This window comes from Sphingobacterium chungjuense (assembly GCF_011316935.1).
In the GTDB taxonomy this organism is placed as follows: Bacteria; Bacteroidota; Bacteroidia; order Sphingobacteriales; family Sphingobacteriaceae; genus Sphingobacterium; species Sphingobacterium chungjuense.
Genome location: NZ_WLYS01000005.1, coordinates 41,463 through 61,262 on the forward strand (window position 1 = coordinate 41,463; position 19,800 = coordinate 61,262).

Sequence of the window (19,800 nt, forward strand, 5' to 3'; positions counted from 1 at the left end):
ATTATTTTAGCAATGATTTGACCGTAGCAGCATCGATGTCTCTGTAATCCCGAATGTAAGCCGCGCAGGGTGGCAATTCTTCTTTTTTGTGAGATGTCAATACGCCTGTCACTTTCATGCCCGCGGCATTACCAGCGGTTACGCCAGAGAAAGAGTCTTCGAAAACCATGGCATTTTGTACAGGTACGCCTAGTGCTTCTGCTGACTTCAAATATACTTCCGGGTGCGGTTTGTGCAATTTCACATCTCCGCTAGAAAGAGTAGATTGAAATAAATCTCGAATTTCTAGCGCATCCAGTACCAAATCCATATTCGCCTGCGGTGCTGAAGTCGCTACTCCTAGCAAAAAGTTGTGCTGCTTGAGGTCGTGCAGAAATTCTACCAGACCTAATACCGGCGTAGCTACCGATTTATAAATTTCCCTAAACATCCCTTCTTTTTCCTGTTCTAGTTTAGCGATCTCTTGTGGTGATAATGGTTTTCCGAAGAAATGTTGCATGATATAGCTGTTGTGCTTACCATACATATGTTGCTCAAATGCCTCTTGTGTGTATGCTACGCTGTATTTGTCAAAGAATGCCTCGAATGCTTTTGCATGATAGGGGTTGGTGTCGGCAATTACGCCATCCATATCGAATATAACGGCAAAATTATTAGAGTTAGTATTTTTAGATTGTAAAGACATGTAATTTGGTTTTAAAGTCAACATCATACGATATGCATGACAATTGATACTGCATATTGGGTCACTTCTTACCATATCAAATACGCAGAAATCGGTCAAATATAGGGCAATTAGCAGCAATATTATAATCGATTTTTGAATAATTGATATTTGAAACGATTGGGTAAAATTCCATTCGAATCGCGCGATATTTCAAGTAAGTATATGGTGTACAAATGGGTTTTTCTCTGTCTAATATGGTATATTGTCATCTATTTTCTCCAAAAACAGAACTACTATGATCCAAAATTCGAATTCCTCTTCGGTGAAATGGCCAAATGCTGTCATACTACTGCTGATGGCTTTGCTTACTATTTTCGCAATTAGCCCTTGGTCGGCTTGGAGTTTCGATAAAAACTCCCATGCATATGGCTGGAACTTATTTAGTTATTTTACCATTCAAAGCAATTTTTTGGCAGTAATTACCTATGTGCTTGCCGCACTTTACATCTTCAAGCGGCAGGCCGCCACTAATTGGTTTCGCTATCTGCGTGGTGGGGCGGTGTTATATATGACTATAACTGGCCTGGTCGCGGCTACGCTCTTGCAAGGAGCTGAGGTGAACGCTACACCAGAAGTCTTTGATTGGAAAAACTTCGTACTCCACGAATTTGGGCCACTTTTTATTGTGTTGTGGTGGTTGATGTGGCCATCTAAATCTCCAACAACTTCTAGCCAAGCATTCGTCTGGTTAATATTTCCTCTACTGTGGACGATTTATACATTTATTCGCGCTCAGCTGACAGGTTGGTATCCATATCCATTTCTCAATCCGGAAAGAGTGGGAGGTTGGATGGGTGTGGCGATTTACGTATTCGCTATAACGATTGGTTTTCTTATCATTTCGCAGCTGATTGCCTGGATTAGTCGTGTGCGTGCTAATAATCATACGTTTTATTAAGCCGACGTTTTAAAGCACCACTCTAACTCATATATTTATTATAAATTTTTAAAAACTGCTTGCCAGCATACTCCGCTATGCTGGCCGTTTTGTAAGTAAATCGTACTCCTATACCAGCTGTTTTTCCACCAAAAATGTATGAAAATCCTTGAGGCGAACTTACAGAATAAAAGTACGGAAAAAAGGCACGCTTGTCCTTATTGGTATACTCTGAGTTTTCGCAGGTATTTAGTGCTTTAGATATAATGCGCAATTGCATGTAAGCATACGCATCATCCGGTAAGGATTGGTGCTCTACATGAAAGGCTTGTTCACTGATGCCGAGTGCTTCACATGCATTTTTGAAGGTCTTGATATCTGTGTAGTCTTTAAATACCTTCCTTTTAGAAGTTAAGTTGGTCGGTTGCGAAAGCTTAACTCCGTTAATAAATCTGTCGAATATATCGATAAACTGTCTGCCGACATAGGTTGCTTTTTCGGATGTTTCAGTACAAAGTCGTGAACCTACAAATGCACCAGCACTACCATAACCAAAGTCGCAATAGCTAAATCCTAAGGAAGAATGAACAGATGTGAACCAAGGGTAATACCAAAATTCGCCGAGCTCGTTCCCCTGTCGTATAGCCTGGCAAATCACTTCCAGCTCCTTATAAGCTTTTTGAGCATCGTCATCAAAAGTAGTCCGTTGTTCAAAGGACGCGGTCGTTTCGCCTAGGTAGGCGAGAGCATCCGCTAATGTTTTTATATCGGTATATGATATAGACTGACGCATAGCACGTTGAATTTGCTGTGGAGTCAAATCAATCTCCACATCCTTTCCCTTGTAATTTATCTTTTGTTTCATTTCACCGATATTTAAAGTGTGTATGTCCAAGAGCCGTGTCGTATGTAGTAAAATTGCAACTCCAACAAGAATTATCAATGCCGAGTACCGGATAGTAAAGCGATTTTATATCTATAAAGAAATTAATTATTTTTTTAGTTATTTAATAATCTAAATTACAAATTTTCCTATTTGTGAAGTATACCTAATATTTGCTATATTTAGTTATATCAAGATAGTTTCATCAACCTGTGACAAAAAAAGCAGATCTTGAGCGAGTTTCCACTCAAGTCTAATTATGTAAAAAAATTCGGATTATGGTGTTACCGAGTGATTCGATCCCGTATAACCAATTCGGAAGACGGGTCTATTCGTAGATTTCTTTTTTGCTGCAATAAAGTTTCCCAACTGACTAGACTGATTAAGACTAGTCGATCTTTTAATAATTTTTCGTGACCAATAGATTCACCCGCAAAAAGATCAATGCGCTGATGGCAGGTGGGATCTTGGCTTTTTACTTCGCTTAGCAAATCTACTTCTGCAAACTGAGTATCCACATCCCACAATATTAATCGACCTTGTGGGTTGGCGCCTATGAGCTTATCGACATATTTTAACAAGAATAAGTCTTCTTTAAAAAAGATGGGCATCACGACCTGATCTATTTTCTCCAAGCCTTTGTCAATCAAGACACCAACGGGAATATCTACTTTGGATAGCAAGCGATTGGTACGCTCATAGAATTTACTGCTGTATACGCCAGTTTTGCTGGTAAACAATTTCTCTGGATGTATGATGTTGGAGGTAAAACCAATGATTTTACCTAACAAACTGCCTTCGTAAATAGATTCACTTGTGCCAATCAATAGCATATCATATTGTCCTGACTCTACCTCATCTACGATCTCGTGATCAATATCACTCGAAATTCTAAATAAGGTCTTGATTGGCCTTTTCAACACTTTACTATCGTCCAGTATTTTACGAAAACATTCTGTTTCCTGTTCCTCTACTTCGTAATGGTGTAATTCGTTCGCAGGCGATACATGCAGTGCCGCTACTTGACACTTTTCTGGAGTGCCAGCTGTCAGCGCATTGGACAAGCGAAGTAAGGCTTGTCCAGATTCTGTTTTTCCAAAGCTAAATAAGATATTGAATTGGCTTTCAATCTTTTCAACAAACGCTGGTTTTTCCTTATCGCGGAAAGCCCAATTGATGAGGTCTAAAGCTGGGCCAGTCATAAACGTAGTGACCAAAGCCATCACGACCATCATCGAAAATAATTCGGCAGATAATACGCCCAAATCATAGCCGATATTTAACACCACCAATTCCATTAATCCACGCGTATTCATCAACGCACCAATGCTCAAACTGTCTTTCCAACCTTGCCCCATAAAGCGAGCTGCCAAAGCGCTACCAACAAATTTGCCTACGACAGCAACTAAGATGATCAAGCCAGTAATCAGCCACAGCGACGGATCATTCAATAAGCCAATCTGTGTACGCAAACCGGTAAATACAAAGAACAAAGGCAGTAATAATACTAAAGCGACGTCTTCTATTTTCTCAATAAAGATATTTCGAAATTTATTGTTTTCCGGCATAATAGCCCCTGCCATAAATGCACCAAACAAGGCGTGAATACCAATCACTTCGGTCGTGTAAGCCGAAAGAATCAACATCAGAAAAAAGATAGCCACAACAGGTTTGCTCAAGGTTTCTTTGGTTGAGTTTACCTGACCAATGCGTTGGAAAAAAGGTCTAACGATCTTGATCATGATCAAAACATAAGCTAATGCCAAACCAATGTTGTATAAGGCTGATACAAAAGAACCTGCCTTCACGATTGCAATCACGACGGCTAAAATACACCAAGCGGTAATATCATCTGCGGCAGCGCAAGTAATGACAACGGTGCCCAAGCGTGTTTTTTGCAAGCCACGTTCTTGTACGATCCGCGCCAATACCGGGAATGCTGTTATACTCATCGCAATACCGATAAACAAACTATAGGAAAGGAATTGCACATTATCTGGCGCATGATTTTCGTAAAGGAAATACGCTAGGCCAATTCCTAAGGCAAAAGGCAGCATAATACTGGCGTGACTGATGACGACGGCGTCGTGTGCCTTATTGCGCAATACATGCAAATCCAGTTCCATCCCCACGATAAACATAAACAAGATCAGTCCGATCTGACTCAAGAATTGCAAATTGCCTAAGGATTGCTGCGGAAACAATGCCCCAAAAAAATCAGGAAAAAAGAGTCCCAATAAGGAGGGGCCTAAGATAATACCAGCCAACATCTCACCAATCACGATGGGTTGCTTGATTTTCACACAGATCCATCCAAATAAACGGGCAGTCAGTATGATAGCTACGATCTGTATCAGTAAGATTGATAGCGGATATTGTAAACTTTCTTTGATCGATTTGACAAAATCAGCCCAAGCACCATTTTCTGAAGTTGGGATGAATACATCTCGTCCAGATTCTAATGCACTTCCTTGCTGGATGATCCAGTACATAAAGAAGCTAAATAAAATGACTATGGCAATATAGAAAACAGTCGAACGTAAGTTTTTCATGAACACGCTTATCAATAATTTTTTTGGATAATTCCATCCCAAGAATACGAATTAAATATTAATGGCAGCGTCATCAATTTTCAAATTCACGTAAAATCTATGTGGTCATGTTTGAAAAAGCCTAATAAATACGTCATATCGATACACAACTTTTGGTCAGGCAGAGAGATGTTTCGTACCTTTGTAATCAAATTTTACATTTGTACATATCATCATGGAATTGAACTTACGCCGTCCGTTGGCATTTTTTGATTTAGAAACTACCGGAGTCAATATCGCTACCGATAGGATCGTAGAAATTGCCATTCTCAAGGTATTGCCTGGTGGTGGTGAAGAGGTATTGTCCATGCGCGTCAATCCGAAACGTCCTATTCCTGCCGAGTCCACCTTTTTTCACGGAATCCGTGATGAAGATGTCAAGGATCTGAAAGGATTCGATGAGATCGGGCAGGAGGTAGCAGATTTTATTGGTGATGCCGACTTGGCTGGCTATAACTCCAACAAATTCGATGTGCCGATGTTGATGGAAGAATTCTTGCGCGCAAAGATTGCGTTTTCATTAGAAGGTCGATCTTTTGTAGATGTACAGAATATTTTCCACCAGATGGAGCAACGTACCTTAAAAGCAGCGTACAAATTCTATTGCCAAGATGATTTGACGAATGCACATACCGCAGAGGCCGATGTGCGCGCTACCTATTCGGTGCTAAAAGCACAATTGGATAAATACGAAGGAGTATCATTTGAAAATAAAGAAGGTGCCGTATCTACACCAGTAGTCAATGATGTAGAAGCGTTACATCAGTTCACTAATCTTAGCAAACCAGTGGATTTTGCAGGTCGATTGGTCTATGATCAAGACGGCGATCCTACTATTAATTTTGGTAAGCACAAAGGCAAAAAGGTGGTCGATGTGTTTGAAGTAGAACCAAGTTACTACGCGTGGATGCAAAACGGCGATTTCCCATTATACACAAAAAAGGTGTTGGAAAATATCTGGAATGAATACCGCAATGCACGCAAGGAACAAAAGGCCGCAGCACCGAAGAATACCGAGGCAGCACAGACGGCTAGCCGCCCAACAACGGATGCTAAAGGAAAAGTAGAGCGTACAAACGCACCACAATACAAGAAGAAGGAAAAGGCGGTACCCGTTACTTCCGACATGCTGAAGGCCTTACAAGGCAAATTTGGAAAAGAATAATAGCATACATTACATATGGAAACCAAACAAGAAATAGAACACGTACCTTGCCTGATTATAGGCTCAGGACCAGCAGGATATACTGCTGCAATATACGCTGCGCGTGCAGACCTCAAACCGGTAATCTATACCGGTATGGTACCCGGTGGACAGTTGACGCAAACAACTGAAGTAGATAATTTTCCGGGATATCCCCAAGGAATAACTGGCCCCGTGATGATGGAAGATTTGCGTGCTCAAGCCGAGCGTTTTGGTACACAGGTACGTTTTGGATATGTCAACAAAGTAGATTTTTCTACCGATGGCGGCATTCACACCGTAGAAATCGATAATACAAAAACGGTTACCGCAGATACGGTGATTATTTCTACAGGTGCTACTGCCAAATGGTTGGGTTTAGATTCGGAGCAAAAATACAATGGCTTTGGTGTTTCTGCCTGCGCCGTGTGTGACGGATTTTTCTTCAAAGAACAGGATGTGGCGATCGTTGGTGCTGGTGATACGGCCGCCGAAGAAGCGACTTACTTGGCAAAATTATGTAAGAAAGTACACATGTTAGTACGTCGTGATGAGTTTAGAGCTTCTAAAGCAATGGTGCACCGCGTGCTCAATACGCCAAATATCGAAGTACACTACAATTCGGAAGCACAAGAAGTGTTAGGTGATGGACAAGTGGTTACGGGATTACGCGTTATCAACAATGTTTCTCAGGAAGTCAAAGATCTAGATATTACAGGTTTCTTCGTTGCGATTGGGCATACGCCGAATACTGATTTGTTTAAAGGAATTTTGGATATGGACGAAACCGGTTATCTCATTACAAAACCCGATGCGACGGCTACGAATATCCCAGGCGTATTTGCCTGTGGTGATGTGCAAGATCATGTGTACCGCCAAGCTATCACGGCAGCTGGTACAGGTTGTATGGCCGCATTAGAAGCCGAACGTTATTTAGCGGCTAAAGAAGTTTTTGCATAGAACTTTCATAGCTTAACCAAACAAAACGCAAAAAGCGTCGTTTCCCTTAAAAGAAACGACGCTTTTTGTGTTTCTATATCACACTAATTAAAAATACGAATATGAAATCATTACTATTCATGTTGCCATTGGCTCTGGCCATATCTTGTACATCGGCTAATAAAAATAAAGCTGAATCAAATGATGGACCAGAAGTAAATCCAGCGATAGATTCGCTTCATGCGGCGAGCAATTTTTTAGATTGGCCCGGTAATTACAAAGGCACCATACCGGGAAAAGGTAAAGACAGTACGATTATGGAAGTAACTATCAATCGGGATAATACCTTTGCGGTAAAAGTGAGTATGAATGGTGGGGCAGAAATAATTGAAGATAAAGGCGAAATCAAATGGGAGAGCAATGAAACCTATATCGTGCTAAAAGGCAGTAAAGTAGATTATTCCTTTCGCTTAGGAGACGATGAAATAACGTTCTTGGATAATCCGGAAAATGTATCTGAAACAGCAACTCCGCAAGAATACCGATTGGTGAAACAGCAGGAATATGCTACGCACGATAAGCATCAGCGTTTCCCGACAGAATAGGGCAAGATGAGTGACCAATAATTTCTATAAAATTGTGTAACTTTGCCCTTATTTTTAGAAGCGTAGCTCTGTAGGCCACGTGGACTTAATTTTTTGAAAAACGATGAAATTATCTCAATTTAACTTTGATCTACCTGAATCGCTCTTGGCATCAGAGCCTAGCGAAAACCGTGACGAATCCCGATTAATGGTTCTTCACCGCGAAACAGGACAGATCGAGCATAAGATCTTTAAAGACGTATTAGACTATTTTGATGACAAAGATGTCATGATCCTGAACAATACAAAAGTGTTTCCGGCACGGATGTATGGTAATAAGGAAAAAACGGGCGCTACGATTGAGGTTTTCTTATTGCGTGAATTGAATAAAGAACTTCGTTTGTGGGATGTATTGGTAGACCCAGCACGTAAGATTCGTGTCGGTAATAAGTTGTATTTCGGTGAAGATGATTTATTGGTAGCAGAGGTGGTAGATAATACTACATCACGTGGCCGCACGATTCGTTTTCTTTTTGATGGTACAGATGAAGAATTTCGTCGTAATATCGAGATTTTGGGTGAGACACCCTTGCCAAAATACATTACCCGTAAAGCAACTCCAGAAGATAAATACCGCTACCAGACGATTTATGCTAAGAACGAAGGTGCAGTGGCTGCTCCAACAGCGGGATTGCATTTCTCTCGCGAGTTGATGAAGCGTCTAGAGTTGAAAGGAATTGATTTTGCTGAAATTACTTTACACGTCGGTCTAGGTACATTCCGTACAGTAGAGGTAGAAGATTTGACTAAGCACAAAATGGATTCGGAGCAAATCATCATTACGGATGAAGCGGCTCGCATCGTAAACAAAGCAATCGATGGCAAAAGACGTGTATGTGCTGTAGGCACGACATCTATGCGTGCTATTGAATCTGCGGTATCTGCCGATAAACATTTGAAAGCGAGTGATGATTGGACAAGTAAATTCATCTACCCGCCTTATGATTTCAGTATCGCGAATTCGATGATTACCAACTTCCACACGCCAGAATCTACACTTTTGGTGATGATCGCAGCGTTCGCTGGATATGAAAATACCATGAGAGCATACGAAGTGGCTGTAAAGGAGAAATACCGTTTCTATAGCTATGGAGACGCCATGTTGATTATCTAAATTAGCAAAATAATAATAACTTTGAGCGCAAGTCCTAATTCGACTTGCGCTTTTTTTATGTCCGACAAGTTTGTTATCATCGTTGCTGGAGGAGTGGGTTCGCGAATGAACAGCACTTTGCCCAAGCAATTTCATCTGCTGCGAAATTTGCCCGTATTAATGCACACGATTCGTCGGTTTGAGCAGGCAGACGTAGGATTGCATATTATAGTGGTATTATCGGCTAGCATGCAAATGTATTGGGAAGAACTTTGTCAACAACATCAGTTCACGGCAGTACATCATGTAGTCGTCGGCGGAGCGACAAGATTTCAGTCGGTGAGAAATGGCCTTGATTTTATCAAACGAAACTATACAGACACGCAATTAGCTAACGCACTCATTGCGGTACACGATGGCGCCCGTCCGCTTGTATCTGGTAGATTAATTCAGAATTTGTTCGCAGCAGCGCATACATTACATGCAGTCATTCCTGCCGTACAAAGTACCAATAGCATTCGCATTGGTGAAGTCGATAATAGTAAGTCGGTGAGGAGGGATCAGGTTTGGCAAGTGCAAACACCACAGATTTTTGCAGCCACTTTATTCTTTGAAGCTTACCAGCAGATGGAGGTAGATGATTTTACAGACGACGCTTCCGTGGTCGAAAAAATGGGCAATATCGTCAGCATCTTAGAAGGTGATCATTTCAATTTGAAAATCACACACCCTGAAGACCTCGATATTGCCCAGATATACTTGGATAAACTATCTACTTAGTTACGCATTTCCTCGTATTACACGTAATAGCACCACGATAATTGCGATAACTAATAGGGCGTGAATAATTCCGCCTGTGGCATATCCGCCCAAAAAGCTGATTGCCCAGATAATGACTAAAATAACTGCGATTAAATACAATATGTTTCCCATAGTGATTGATGTTTAATAAAACCTTTATTTGTTTAAATGTATCTTATCAACAAATAATCACCATATAGGTTTTTGAATAATTGCAAAAAACTAAAAATTGGGTTTGAGCAGATATTTATCGTAAAATCTAAAGATATGTTCCACCGCCTCTTCGGCGGTGTCTACCATTCGATACAGGTTTAGATCTTCTTCGCTGATGTAATGATTGCCCAACATCGTCTTCTGAATCCATTCAAACAAACCCGACCAGTACTCGCTGCCTACCATCACAATAGGGAAGCGCGCAATTTTACCGGTTTGAATTAAAGTAATTGCTTCGAAAAGTTCATCCATTGTGCCAAAGCCACCTGGCATCACAATATAGCCTTGCGAATACTTCATAAACATGACTTTACGCACGAAGAAGTAGTTAAATTCCAGCAGCTTATCGCGGTCAATATATTTGTTATGAAACTGTTCAAAAGGCAAATCAATATTCAATCCTACCGATTTTCCACCAGCTTCGTAAGCACCTTTATTAGCTGCCTCCATAATTCCAGGACCACCGCCAGAGATCACTCCATAGCCACGCTCGGCAAGCAATCCTGCAATATCTACCGCTAGTCTATAATATTGATGATCATTGGGCGTACGTGCTGATCCAAAAATGGACACACAAGGCCCAATTTTAGCTAACTTCTCGAATCCGTCTACGAATTCGGACATAATTTTAAAAATTTGCCAAGAGTCTTTTACTTTAATTTCTTGCCACGTTTTGTTCGCGAAGGAACGGCTTATTCTATCGTCTTTTGCCATAAAAAATATCGAAATCTCACTTTTATAATCTATAATTCTATTTTCTTGTCACGCTCGTTAGGCCGACATAAGCAATATAAGTATTTTCGTTGTCATTAAAAAAAGAACTGCCATTACCAGTTCTAAGGCTTATTCGGATATCTATTTTCTTTTGTAAATTTGTGCATGCATTTCTCATCTAAACTATTGGAGCAGGCTGTGGAAGAGTTTGGAAAGTTGCCTGGCGTGGGCAAAAAGACGGCTTTACGCTTGGTGCTACATCTACTCAAACAATCTAAGGAAGACGTCAACCGTTTTTCTCAAGCCTTCACGCAGTTGAAGGAGCATATCAAATACTGTAAACAATGCTTTAATATATCGGATACTGATACCTGCGAGATCTGCCAATCTCCGAAACGGGATCGCACAACGATATGTGTGGTAGAAGATACGCGCGATGTCATGGCGATTGAAAATACCAATCAATATCAAGGTGTGTATCATGTGTTGGGCGGATTGATTTCACCCATGGATGGCGTAGGACCTGCAGATTTACGAATCGATGGATTGGTAGATCGTGTGCGACAAGGGGATATCAAAGAAGTTATCTTAGCACTTAGCGCTACAATGGAAGGTGATACGACGATTTTTTACCTCTATCGCAAGTTGCAGGAGTTTTCGATTGAAGTATCCACCATCGCGCGTGGTATTGCATTTGGCGGCGAGCTAGAATATGTAGATGAAGTCACATTAGGTCGCTCCATCATGACTCGTGTGCCTTATGAACGTAAGGTAGGATAAGATGTATAAGTTGATCGTAAAAAATGGCGGTGATTTTTCCCAATCACCGCCATTTTTATTAGCTCCACATCTGCTGATCTTCGCGCAAGCTCGGATCGACCGTATAATGCTGTGCCAGATAGCGCTTGCTGCCGCTCTTTTTATCGAAGTAATAATCGATACGCCCAAGATTGACGCCTCCATATCCCATCTGGTTTACCAACGTGATTTCGCCATCCAGATTTTTTACTTCTGTCGGTCTGTCTAAGAAAGTGTGCGTATGTCCGCCGATGATCAAGTCAATTCCACGCGTTTGCGAAGCCATCACTAAATCAGAAACCTGATCCGTCTTGTATTCGTACCCGATGTGCGATAGGCAGATCACCATATCACATTTTTCTTCGCTACGCAATTTTTTGCTCAAATGGTTGGCAACAGGTATGGGATCTAAATATTTAACACCCTTGTGGTTATTCGGATCTACCATGCCGTCTAGTTTAATCCCGACCGCAAAGACACCGATTTTTAAGCCTGATCTTTCCAGAATGATGTATTCCTTCGTTTTACCAGCTAATATGGTATCACTAAAATCATAATTTGAGGTAATGAATGGGAAATTAGCTTTGTCGAAATGCTTGAGCAAACCTTTCAAGCCATTATCAAACTCATGATTGCCAAACGTGCCGGCATCATAGCCCATCTTAGACATCAGTTCCAATTCCACCTTTCCTTCAAATAGGTTGAAGTAAGGTGTGCCTTGAAACATATCTCCGGCATCAAGTAAGAGCACGTTTTGCTCTTCTTGGCGAATATTTTTAAGCAATGTACTTCTGCGAGCCACTCCACCTAAGCCTTGTAGCCTTGAGCCATCCATCGGGAATGGTTCAATACGACTATGTACATCATTGGTATGCAATATGGTAAGTTTAATTTCCTTTCCACGCTTTCCTTTTCCGAAGCTTGGTAACGTGCCTAACGTTGCTAATGCGCCTAGCGCACCTGCTTTCTTGATAAAGTTGCGTCTATTGTACAATGATAATTCTTTCATCGCGTTGTGCATTAACTAGTTTTCCTTGTTTGCTTAGAGATTCAATGTATGCGATCAATCCTTCGCGTACTCGCATTGACGTATCTAGACGTGCTACGGGCGTTCCGATGCCTTCGATATTATCACCACCATTGGCTAAGTAATCGTAGGTGACTAATTTGTAGGTTTTGTTTTTGTCTACTGGTTTGTCCTGTATTTTCATCGATACTAGTTGCTGATCTTTGATCGTAACAGACATGCCTGCGACCGGTTGTCCGTTGGTCTTCGCAATGAATTTACCAAGGACTAAAAGATCTTCTCCGCTCAACGTAAGTACCGTAATGGAATTCTCAAAGGGCATCAACTCAAAGACTTTACCGACCTGAATATCTCCCTGTGCGATATCTACTCGAATCCCACCTTGGGTGCCTAATGCACAGGAAACTTCCGGATCCAAGACTTTTCCGAGCGCTAATAGAGCATCTGCAAAGAAATTACCTGCCAAGCTCTGTCCATTCACAGTAGATCGCGGCAACATTTGTGCGGTTTGGCCAATCACGGTATCCATTTGCGCTTGCAAGCGTTGTTTGTATGGCGCAATGTAATTGGTAAAACTGGAATCGGGTTCTATGTGCTGATCGATTGCTAGCTTGGTGGGTTGATAGTTATTCTTCTGCCAATGTGTCGTCTTACAACCGCTGATAGCGAATAATAGAGCAGCACTACAGGGCAAAATAGATTTAAACGAAATATATATCATATTAAATGGTAATACGAGGCAAAACTATTAAGAATTATCGAAACAGTAGTCCGCCGTCCTATTATTTTTACGATAAATGAGAGGGAACTATTGCACTAGCAAATTGCAACCGCGAATATCGCTGTGGTCAAATCGACCTAGAATCTCGAATCGTCCATCGGAGTGCAATTTCCCTAAATCTTGGGTAGCGATAAAGGCACAGGAATGCGTGTTGGCTAGATCTATAATATTGATCGCACCTGTCTGCCGATTTTGTAACAACGTGAGTGGATCGTTGGTGTCACGCATCAACACTTTCATCCACGGGGGAGTTTGAAAAAGCCCATCTTGCTTGGCATAAGCCTGACTAAGCAGTTCGGTCATACCATATTCGGAATGTACATGCGGTACACCAAAACCCGCTCGCAGCAGATCGTGTAATTCTGTCCGAATCAGCTCACGACGGCGACCTTTCATCCCGCCAGTCTCCATCACAATCAGATCGGGAAAATCAATCGGATAGGCATCTATAAAATCGAGTAGGGCGTAGGTCACGCCGAACAGCATTGTTTTTATACCTCTATCTTTCAGCGTAGTAAGCGTTTGAAATAAGGCTTGATGATCTGATAGGAAATAACCGCTTTCTGGCACTCGGCTTTGGGAAATAAGGTCATTGACCATATAGATCAGCGAAGATCCTTCGCGTTCTTGATACGATGGCAATAAGGCCAAAATGGCCATTTCCGAAGGATCGCCATAAAATAGTTGAAAAGCTTGATTGTAACTTTGTTCATAGATCGAAGGATCGGCTACCAAGTGCTTACTGGTTACAGATCCTGTCGTGCCCGAACTCGTAAAAGTGATTTGAGGCTTTTGCCCTTCCGCGATCACGGATTGTGTTTTGAAAAACTCAATGGGTAGAAATGGAATCTCTGTATAATGATGTACATCAGATACATTTCTACCCAGATAAGTGATATATCGCCTGTAAATAGCGATATGTGCAGCCTGAAAGCGAAAAACTGCTAGCGCTTGGGCATTAAATGCTTCATCGTCACGAATGGTGAATATAGCGTTTGCTTCCGGCAACATTTCTTTATTTATTATAACATACCGCCGTCTACCGCCAATACTTGGCCGTTGACATAGCTAGATAAGTCTGAAGCCAAGAACAAACAAGCGTTCGCCACTTCTTCTGTCTCACCAGCACGTTTCATTGGAATACCAGCTTCCCATCCAGAAACCACTTTTTCATCCAAAATATCGGTCATTTCCGTACGGATAAAACCTGGCGCGATTACATTGGTACGAATATTACGAGAACCCAATTCTTTTGCAATGGATTTTGAAAAACCGATGATGCCTGCTTTAGAAGCAGCATAGTTTGATTGTCCTGCATTTCCCTGGATACCGACTACCGAGCTCATATTGATGATAGATCCTTTGCGACTTTTCATCATCACTTTGGTAGCTGCTTTGGTCACATTGAAAACAGATTTAAGGTTAATGTCAATTACATCGTTCCAAGCATCTTCACCCATACGCATCAATAAGCCATCTTTCGTAATACCTGCGTTGTTAACTACAATATCCAACGAACCAAAATCCGTCACAATATTAGCAATTAATTGTTCCGACTCATCAAATTTAGATGCATCCGAACGATAACCTTTGATCTGCGTACCATGCTCTTGTAACGCAACTTCCAAAGCTTGCCCCTTTTCTACCGAGGAAAGGTACGTGAATGCCACATTGGCACCATGCTGTGCGAATACCTCAGCGATTTTACGGCCTATTCCTTTTGAAGCGCCCGTTATTAATGCGGTTTTACCTGCAAGTAGTTTCATTTGTAATTTTTATTAGATTTTTTGTTTTGCATAGATTAAACGGCTCAAACTGTTTAAAATTGCAGGTGCAAAAATGTTAAATAATTGTTATAATAGCAACTTAACAGAATAATGATCGTCCGTAGATGGTCTTCTCATCTTCGCTTTGCTGTTTTAAAACTTAGTATTTCGAGCAAGCAGATATTGGGAAATTCTTATAATTAATGAAAGATTTGTGACAATTTGATTCGCAGAATCCTGCTTCAAATGTTAAATTTGCATCACACAAGATTACGATGGGTAAAAAGACGACAAAGACAGAAGTAGATGTAGTGTTGATCGGGGCGGGCATCATGAGTGCAACCTTAGGTACACTCATCCACGAGCTAAGTCCTGATATCAAAATTGAAATTCTAGAAAGATTGGATACGGTAGCTGCTGAAAGTTCAGATGCTTGGAACAACGCCGGTACAGGACACTCTGCTCTATGTGAATTGAATTACACGCCACAGCGTCCCGATGGCTCTGTGGATATCAGCAAAGCAATTTCCATTGCCGAGCAATATGAAGTTTCTAAGCAATTTTGGTCGTATTTGGTAGAACATAATGTGATCAAGAACCCCGAAGAGTTCATTCGTCGTGTACCGCATATGTCTGCGGTGTTTGGTGAGAAAGACGTTCAGTTCCTAAAAACACGTTACGATGCGTTAACGCAGCACAATCTATTTAAAGGAATGGAATACTCGGAAGACAAATCTTTGTTGAACGATTGGATCCCATTGATGATGCAAGAGCGTGATGCCCAGGAGCAGATAGCGGCTACTAAAATGGATATTGGTACCGATGTGAATTTTGGAACGTTGACGCGTGATCTGATCTCTTACTTAGATAAAAAAGAAAATATCAACCTTTCTACAGGCAGCGAAGTGAAAGATATCGAACGTTTGCCTGATGGTAGATGGCAGGTGGAAACCAAAGATCTTAAAACGGGAGCTAGAAAAAATATTCAAGCAAAATTCGTATTTATTGGGGCTGGCGGACATTCATTACTTTTGCTAGAAAAATCAGGTATACCAGAATCAAAAGGTTATGGTGGCTTTCCCGTTGGCGGACAATGGCTGCGTTGTACCAACGAAGAAGTGATTGCGCAACATCACGCCAAAGTATATGGAAAAGCTTCCGTAGGAGCACCACCTATGTCTGTACCACATTTGGACACGCGTTATATAGATGGTAAACAAGCTTTACTATTTGGTCCTTACGCTGGATTCTCTACCAAATTCCTCAAAAAAGGTTCTTACTTTGACCTCCCTGCGTCAATCAAATTATCGAACATACGTCCAATGCTATCCGCTGGATTAGATAACCTACCGTTGACCAAATACCTCATTACGGAAGTGATGAAAAAACCAAAGGATAAATTGGATGCCTTAAAGCAATTCATGCCGACGGCGAAGATGGAAGATTGGGAGATTGAGAAGGCTGGACAACGTGTTCAAGTGATTAAAAAACATCCGGTTCATGGCGGGATTTTAGAATTCGGAACAGAAGTAGTTTCTAGCGCAGATGGGTCGATTGCAGCGCTTTTAGGAGCTTCTCCAGGTGCTTCTACATCCGTAGCAGTAATGATTAACCTCTTAAAAAGATGTTTCCCAGATCGTGCTAAGTCAGATGCTTACCGAACTAAATTACGTACGATGATTCCATCGTGGGGCAAAAATCTGAATGACGATGCTGAGCTATGTGCCAGCACAAGAAAATGGACACACGATACCTTGAAGCTTAATTAAGCATTTACATACATTTTAGAGAGCCTGCTAGTCAGGCTCTTTTTATATACTCGAAAAGCGCCACAACACAGTTAGCGAACAAAAATGGATATTGTCACCTTCACCACATCTTTAGCGCAGGCATTCGAACAAACATCGTGGGTCGAGCGTTTGTCGGTGCTATTTGGCATCTGTCAGGTATTGTTGTCCAAAAACAACAAGATCGCGAATTATCCAGTTGGTATTATGGGTATTGTGCTGGGTATGGCCGCACTTTACGGCGCAAAGCTGTACGCCGAAATTTTACTCAATGTGTATTATTTGGTCATGAGCGCTTACGGTTGGTGGTATTGGACGAGCAATCGAATCCAAAGTGAGCAACCTATTACGATTGCCAATCGACGTGATTGGAGCATTGTGCTAACTATTGTGATTGGTGGCTTTGCATTGCTGTATTTTGCTTTACGATCCTTCACCGATTCAGATGTACCGTTGTGGGATGCTTGGGTTTCTTGCACCGCATGGGCAGGTATGTGGCTATTAGCACGCAGAAAGCTCGAGAACTGGCTCTTACTCAATTTGAGTAACCTTTTTGCCATTCCATTACTGGTGCACAAAGAACTGTATTTGTTTGCCTTACTGACCACTTTTCTCTTCATCGTTGCATTTATCGGCTTCGCCAAATGGCGTCATATCATGAAAACACAAAACACACATGCTTAGCCAAGATATCATCAATCTCATACAGGAACATCAAAGTTTTGGTACCAAAGCGGGAGTGCTGCCCGATGTAATATTGCAAAAAATCAGGGAAAATAGCTGGTTTGATCTTTGGGTACCAAAGGAATACGGCGGATTGGAGCAGTCTTTAGTCGATGGATGTCGATTATTAGAATCTTTAGCTTATTGGGATGGATCTCTGGGTTGGACAGTTACGCTGTGTGCTGGGGCAAACATGTTTGTCGGATTTATTGATTCTGCTACCGCAAATGCTTTATTCAGAACAGGCAATGTCTGTTTTGGTGGGAGCGGACGCGCATCTGGAAAAGCCATTAAAGTAGCAGGCGGTTATCGATTAACAGGTAGATGGTCCTATGCAACTGGCGCGCCACATCTTACGCATTTTACTTGCAATGCCATGGTGATTGATGCTGAAATGAAATCTTCTGAAAAACCTGAAGTCACAAAATCATTTTTCGTGCCGCGTGAGCACGTGTTGATCGAACCCGATTGGCATACATTTGGTTTGGAAGCTACGGCTAGTCACAGCTTTACGATAGAGGATGTCTTTGTGCCTATCGAAAACAGTTTTGAGCTTCATCCGGACGCTGCTATACACGCGGCTAAGCTGTTTCAATATCCATTTCAGCCATTTGCAGAATGTACCTTATTTGTTAATTATTTAGGTATGTATTCTAGATATACAGATATAGTTCAAAAGAATTTTTATATACGCGCACAGAATGGCGAATGGCAGGAAAAGCATGGTAAAACGTTTTTTAGAGAGTTGGACGTCGCTCAGCAGTTAGCAGAAAATACAAGAAAAAACTTGTACGATTTAATGTCAGAAAGTTGGAGCAATTTACTTCACAATAAGGAAGACGATAATATAGTTATTTATGAAAAAATCGGCATATTAACACGAGAAAGCTTACGTATGATGCGATCTCATGTACTAGATATGCATGTGAAATGTGGGATAGAGGCTGCTCAGTCAGATTCCGAGCTAAACATGTTGTTCCGTAATTTCTTTACGGCTACGCAGCACGCGCTGCTACAATCTTAGGCAAAAAAAAACTTAAACCGATCGGTTTAAGCATCCTACTACAAGTACCACTGGAGATATAGGTGTCTAATCTTCCAGTGGGTTCAAATCATCTCCGTCGTACAACCATTCTAGTGGTTGAATCGGCTCTTGAAATTCTAATTCTTCATCTTTAATCATAATATCTTTACTTTAATTATTTAAAGATAGTTATTCCATGTTTAATAATTATCACTTAGTTGTTATTTTATTGTTAATCAATTATCGTTTCGGCCTTCTGTTCTTAATCCTTAGGCTTGATAACTTGTACCACCTGATCACTGAAACTGGTGATATCCGATTTCAAACCAACCATAACAGTTAGCACATTGACAGGGTTTCCTTGAATATTTCTAAAATGGTGCATATAATCTAATTCAAGGCCTAAATAAAATCCACGAAATTTATAATCAGATCCTACACCAAATTTGACTGCAGGAGAAAAACTGTAAATTTTTTCCATTCGTGTACGATCGTTGCCAATATCATTAATTCGAGATTCGACGTCCATCGCAAATGCCGGTCCGGCATAAGCATAAGTATTCAATCTATTCACTTGCTTTCGAATACCGCCAGCAAGGCTAAGCGCATAGATCGTGGCCTGTCCATTTTCCAGCGTCCTGTTGTACTCTGGATCGTTCTCAAGCTGATTATAATTGAAACCTAAGGTAAATAGAGTGGGTATAATAAAGTAGCGAGGATTACGCAACGCTATATCCAAGCCAATACTTCCAGAGAATGCTTGTGCAGAAAGTGCATCTTTAGATTTTCCAAGCGGAAAGGCAATTCCTGTTCCACCAAAATAATAGATTTTATTATAATGCAGAGTATCTGGTCCGCTATAATGTATGGTGGTGGTATCAGCATCCGTTTGCGCACTAGCCTGAGCTATCCAAAGTACCGCTAGTAAAAATAGGACTAATCTTTTCATGAAAATCTGCATATAAAACAGATAACATGAAAGAGGGGAATAAAGTTTTTATAGCGAAAAATGTTTTTCTAATAGACTGCAAATATGTGGTATTTTCCCACTCTAAGTATATTTAAAGCGAATAAAACTATATTAAATCCATGTATTTAGTATATTTTATTTGTATGTTTGCGTTCTACCAAATCGAATATTTTACTCTTAAAAAAATGAAGTCATGAAATTATTACTTATGCAGCAGATGCGAATGCAGATCATTTAACAGCCAAGAATTTCGGCCATT

Annotated in this window: 20 protein-coding genes; 10 read left to right on the forward strand and 10 right to left on the reverse strand. The window is 41.0% G+C overall.

The genetic code is table 11. The features are described 5' to 3' along the window. Window position 1: 1 nt before the first annotated feature. Window positions 2–685: an HAD family hydrolase gene (locus GKO22_RS12945; protein ID WP_166335692.1), complete on the reverse strand. Its 684-nt coding sequence runs from the start codon at window positions 683–685 to the stop codon at window positions 2–4. A gap of 277 nt (window positions 686–962) precedes the next feature. On the opposite strand from GKO22_RS12945, the gene GKO22_RS12950 reads away from it, so the two are divergent. Then, a complete protein-coding gene (locus GKO22_RS12950; RefSeq protein ID WP_166335694.1) occupies window positions 963–1,625 on the forward strand; it encodes a Pr6Pr family membrane protein in 663 nt (220 codons plus the stop codon). Window positions 1,626–1,647: 22 nt separating this feature from the next. On the opposite strand, the gene GKO22_RS12955 is transcribed toward GKO22_RS12950, so the two are convergent. Then, window positions 1,648–2,469, reverse strand: coding sequence for a hypothetical protein (locus tag GKO22_RS12955; protein WP_166335696.1), 822 nt, complete (start codon window positions 2,467–2,469; stop codon window positions 1,648–1,650). A 302-nt stretch (window positions 2,470–2,771) separates the two neighbouring features. Continuing rightward, window positions 2,772–5,039: a cation:proton antiporter gene (locus GKO22_RS12960; RefSeq protein WP_166335698.1), complete on the reverse strand. Its 2,268-nt coding sequence runs from the start codon at window positions 5,037–5,039 to the stop codon at window positions 2,772–2,774. 214 nt (window positions 5,040–5,253) lie between these two features. On the opposite strand from GKO22_RS12960, the gene GKO22_RS12965 reads away from it, so the two are divergent. From GKO22_RS12965 to GKO22_RS12985, 5 genes are all read left to right on the forward strand, one after another. Then, entirely contained in the window at window positions 5,254–6,243 is a 990-nt protein-coding gene (locus tag GKO22_RS12965; RefSeq protein WP_166335700.1) for a 3'-5' exonuclease, read from the forward strand. A 15-nt stretch (window positions 6,244–6,258) separates the two neighbouring features. Further along, window positions 6,259–7,221 carry a thioredoxin-disulfide reductase gene (gene trxB / locus GKO22_RS12970; protein WP_166335702.1) on the forward strand — a complete coding sequence of 321 codons (963 nt, stop codon included), beginning with the start codon at window positions 6,259–6,261 and terminating at the stop codon, window positions 7,219–7,221. Window positions 7,222–7,322: 101 nt separating this feature from the next. Continuing rightward, window positions 7,323–7,805: a copper resistance protein NlpE N-terminal domain-containing protein gene (locus GKO22_RS12975; protein ID WP_166335704.1), complete on the forward strand. Its 483-nt coding sequence runs from the start codon at window positions 7,323–7,325 to the stop codon at window positions 7,803–7,805. Window positions 7,806–7,908: 103 nt separating this feature from the next. Further along, a complete protein-coding gene (gene queA, locus GKO22_RS12980; protein ID WP_066752070.1) occupies window positions 7,909–8,958 on the forward strand; it encodes a tRNA preQ1(34) S-adenosylmethionine ribosyltransferase-isomerase QueA in 1,050 nt (349 codons plus the stop codon). A gap of 57 nt (window positions 8,959–9,015) precedes the next feature. Further along, window positions 9,016–9,717: a 2-C-methyl-D-erythritol 4-phosphate cytidylyltransferase gene (locus tag GKO22_RS12985; protein WP_166335706.1), complete on the forward strand. Its 702-nt coding sequence runs from the start codon at window positions 9,016–9,018 to the stop codon at window positions 9,715–9,717. Here the strand turns inward: GKO22_RS12985 and GKO22_RS12990 are convergent, their stop codons facing one another. Together GKO22_RS12990 and GKO22_RS12995 are read right to left on the reverse strand one after the other, a co-directional pair. After that, complete coding sequence (locus GKO22_RS12990; RefSeq protein WP_116775662.1) at window positions 9,718–9,870, reverse strand: lmo0937 family membrane protein; 153 nt, start codon at window positions 9,868–9,870, stop codon at window positions 9,718–9,720. A gap of 90 nt (window positions 9,871–9,960) precedes the next feature. Continuing rightward, a complete protein-coding gene (locus tag GKO22_RS12995; RefSeq protein ID WP_166335708.1) occupies window positions 9,961–10,665 on the reverse strand; it encodes an LOG family protein in 705 nt (234 codons plus the stop codon). Between the two features lie 165 nt (window positions 10,666–10,830). Here GKO22_RS12995 and recR point away from each other — a divergent pair, with 165 nt between their 5' ends. Then, on the forward strand, window positions 10,831–11,445 hold the full coding sequence (gene recR / locus GKO22_RS13000) for a recombination mediator RecR (RefSeq protein ID WP_166335710.1): 615 nt from the start codon (window positions 10,831–10,833) through the stop codon (window positions 11,443–11,445). A 58-nt stretch (window positions 11,446–11,503) separates the two neighbouring features. Here the strand turns inward: recR and GKO22_RS13005 are convergent, their stop codons facing one another. The 4 genes from GKO22_RS13005 to fabG form a co-directional block, all read right to left on the reverse strand. Further along, complete coding sequence (locus GKO22_RS13005) at window positions 11,504–12,472, reverse strand: metallophosphoesterase (protein ID WP_166335712.1); 969 nt, start codon at window positions 12,470–12,472, stop codon at window positions 11,504–11,506. Next, window positions 12,447–13,211 carry a 5'-nucleotidase C-terminal domain-containing protein gene (locus GKO22_RS13010; RefSeq protein WP_166335714.1) on the reverse strand — a complete coding sequence of 255 codons (765 nt, stop codon included), beginning with the start codon at window positions 13,209–13,211 and terminating at the stop codon, window positions 12,447–12,449. Before GKO22_RS13010 ends, GKO22_RS13005 begins: the two co-directional genes overlap by 26 nt. A gap of 87 nt (window positions 13,212–13,298) precedes the next feature. Continuing rightward, on the reverse strand, window positions 13,299–14,282 hold the full coding sequence (locus tag GKO22_RS13015; RefSeq protein WP_166335716.1) for an acyl--CoA ligase: 984 nt from the start codon (window positions 14,280–14,282) through the stop codon (window positions 13,299–13,301). A gap of 11 nt (window positions 14,283–14,293) precedes the next feature. Further along, window positions 14,294–15,037 (reverse strand): 3-oxoacyl-[acyl-carrier-protein] reductase, encoded by a 744-nt coding sequence (fabG, locus tag GKO22_RS13020; protein ID WP_166335718.1) that lies wholly within the window; start codon window positions 15,035–15,037, stop codon window positions 14,294–14,296. A 275-nt stretch (window positions 15,038–15,312) separates the two neighbouring features. On the opposite strand from fabG, the gene GKO22_RS13025 reads away from it, so the two are divergent. The 3 genes from GKO22_RS13025 to GKO22_RS13035 all read left to right on the forward strand — a co-directional run bounded on the left by GKO22_RS13025 (window position 15,313) and on the right by GKO22_RS13035 (window position 18,571). Continuing rightward, on the forward strand, window positions 15,313–16,806 hold the full coding sequence (locus GKO22_RS13025; RefSeq protein ID WP_166335719.1) for a malate:quinone oxidoreductase: 1,494 nt from the start codon (window positions 15,313–15,315) through the stop codon (window positions 16,804–16,806). A gap of 84 nt (window positions 16,807–16,890) precedes the next feature. Then, window positions 16,891–17,508: a nicotinamide riboside transporter PnuC gene (gene pnuC / locus GKO22_RS13030; protein ID WP_166335721.1), complete on the forward strand. Its 618-nt coding sequence runs from the start codon at window positions 16,891–16,893 to the stop codon at window positions 17,506–17,508. Beyond that, the gene (locus GKO22_RS13035; protein ID WP_166335723.1) at window positions 17,501–18,571 is read left to right on the forward strand and encodes an acyl-CoA dehydrogenase family protein; all 1,071 of its coding nucleotides are present in this window, start codon (window positions 17,501–17,503) and stop codon (window positions 18,569–18,571) included. The genes pnuC and GKO22_RS13035 overlap by 8 nt, the downstream gene beginning before the upstream one ends. 262 nt (window positions 18,572–18,833) lie before the next feature. On the opposite strand, the gene GKO22_RS13040 is transcribed toward GKO22_RS13035, so the two are convergent. Further along, window positions 18,834–19,520, reverse strand: a complete 687-nt coding sequence (locus GKO22_RS13040) for a hypothetical protein (protein WP_240920305.1) — start codon at window positions 19,518–19,520, stop codon at window positions 18,834–18,836. Window positions 19,521–19,800 lie beyond the last annotated feature (280 nt).

Excerpts from the sequence above, each read along its gene's own strand:
- GKO22_RS12965 (WP_166335700.1), top strand. The coding sequence starts at position 5,254 with ATGGAATTGAACTTACGCCGTCCGTTGGCATTTTTTGATTTAGAAACT.
- GKO22_RS12990 (WP_116775662.1), bottom strand. The coding sequence starts at position 9,870 with ATGGGAAACATATTGTATTTAATCGCAGTTATTTTAGTCATTATCTGG.
- GKO22_RS12950 (WP_166335694.1), top strand. The coding sequence starts at position 963 with ATGATCCAAAATTCGAATTCCTCTTCGGTGAAATGGCCAAATGCTGTC.
- GKO22_RS12975 (WP_166335704.1), top strand. The coding sequence starts at position 7,323 with ATGAAATCATTACTATTCATGTTGCCATTGGCTCTGGCCATATCTTGT.
- GKO22_RS13015 (WP_166335716.1), bottom strand. The coding sequence starts at position 14,282 with ATGTTGCCGGAAGCAAACGCTATATTCACCATTCGTGACGATGAAGCA.
- GKO22_RS12985 (WP_166335706.1), top strand. The coding sequence starts at position 9,016 with ATGTCCGACAAGTTTGTTATCATCGTTGCTGGAGGAGTGGGTTCGCGA.
- trxB (WP_166335702.1), top strand. The coding sequence starts at position 6,259 with ATGGAAACCAAACAAGAAATAGAACACGTACCTTGCCTGATTATAGGC.
- GKO22_RS12960 (WP_166335698.1), bottom strand. The coding sequence starts at position 5,039 with ATGAAAAACTTACGTTCGACTGTTTTCTATATTGCCATAGTCATTTTA.
- GKO22_RS13025 (WP_166335719.1), top strand. The coding sequence starts at position 15,313 with ATGGGTAAAAAGACGACAAAGACAGAAGTAGATGTAGTGTTGATCGGG.
- GKO22_RS13010 (WP_166335714.1), bottom strand. The coding sequence starts at position 13,211 with ATGATATATATTTCGTTTAAATCTATTTTGCCCTGTAGTGCTGCTCTA.
- GKO22_RS13040 (WP_240920305.1), bottom strand. The coding sequence starts at position 19,520 with ATGAAAAGATTAGTCCTATTTTTACTAGCGGTACTTTGGATAGCTCAG.
- pnuC (WP_166335721.1), top strand. The coding sequence starts at position 16,891 with ATGGATATTGTCACCTTCACCACATCTTTAGCGCAGGCATTCGAACAA.
- GKO22_RS13005 (WP_166335712.1), bottom strand. The coding sequence starts at position 12,472 with ATGAAAGAATTATCATTGTACAATAGACGCAACTTTATCAAGAAAGCA.
- GKO22_RS12995 (WP_166335708.1), bottom strand. The coding sequence starts at position 10,665 with ATGGCAAAAGACGATAGAATAAGCCGTTCCTTCGCGAACAAAACGTGG.
- GKO22_RS12955 (WP_166335696.1), bottom strand. The coding sequence starts at position 2,469 with ATGAAACAAAAGATAAATTACAAGGGAAAGGATGTGGAGATTGATTTG.
- fabG (WP_166335718.1), bottom strand. The coding sequence starts at position 15,037 with ATGAAACTACTTGCAGGTAAAACCGCATTAATAACGGGCGCTTCAAAA.
- GKO22_RS13035 (WP_166335723.1), top strand. The coding sequence starts at position 17,501 with ATGCTTAGCCAAGATATCATCAATCTCATACAGGAACATCAAAGTTTT.
- recR (WP_166335710.1), top strand. The coding sequence starts at position 10,831 with ATGCATTTCTCATCTAAACTATTGGAGCAGGCTGTGGAAGAGTTTGGA.
- GKO22_RS12945 (WP_166335692.1), bottom strand. The coding sequence starts at position 685 with ATGTCTTTACAATCTAAAAATACTAACTCTAATAATTTTGCCGTTATA.
- queA (WP_066752070.1), top strand. The coding sequence starts at position 7,909 with ATGAAATTATCTCAATTTAACTTTGATCTACCTGAATCGCTCTTGGCA.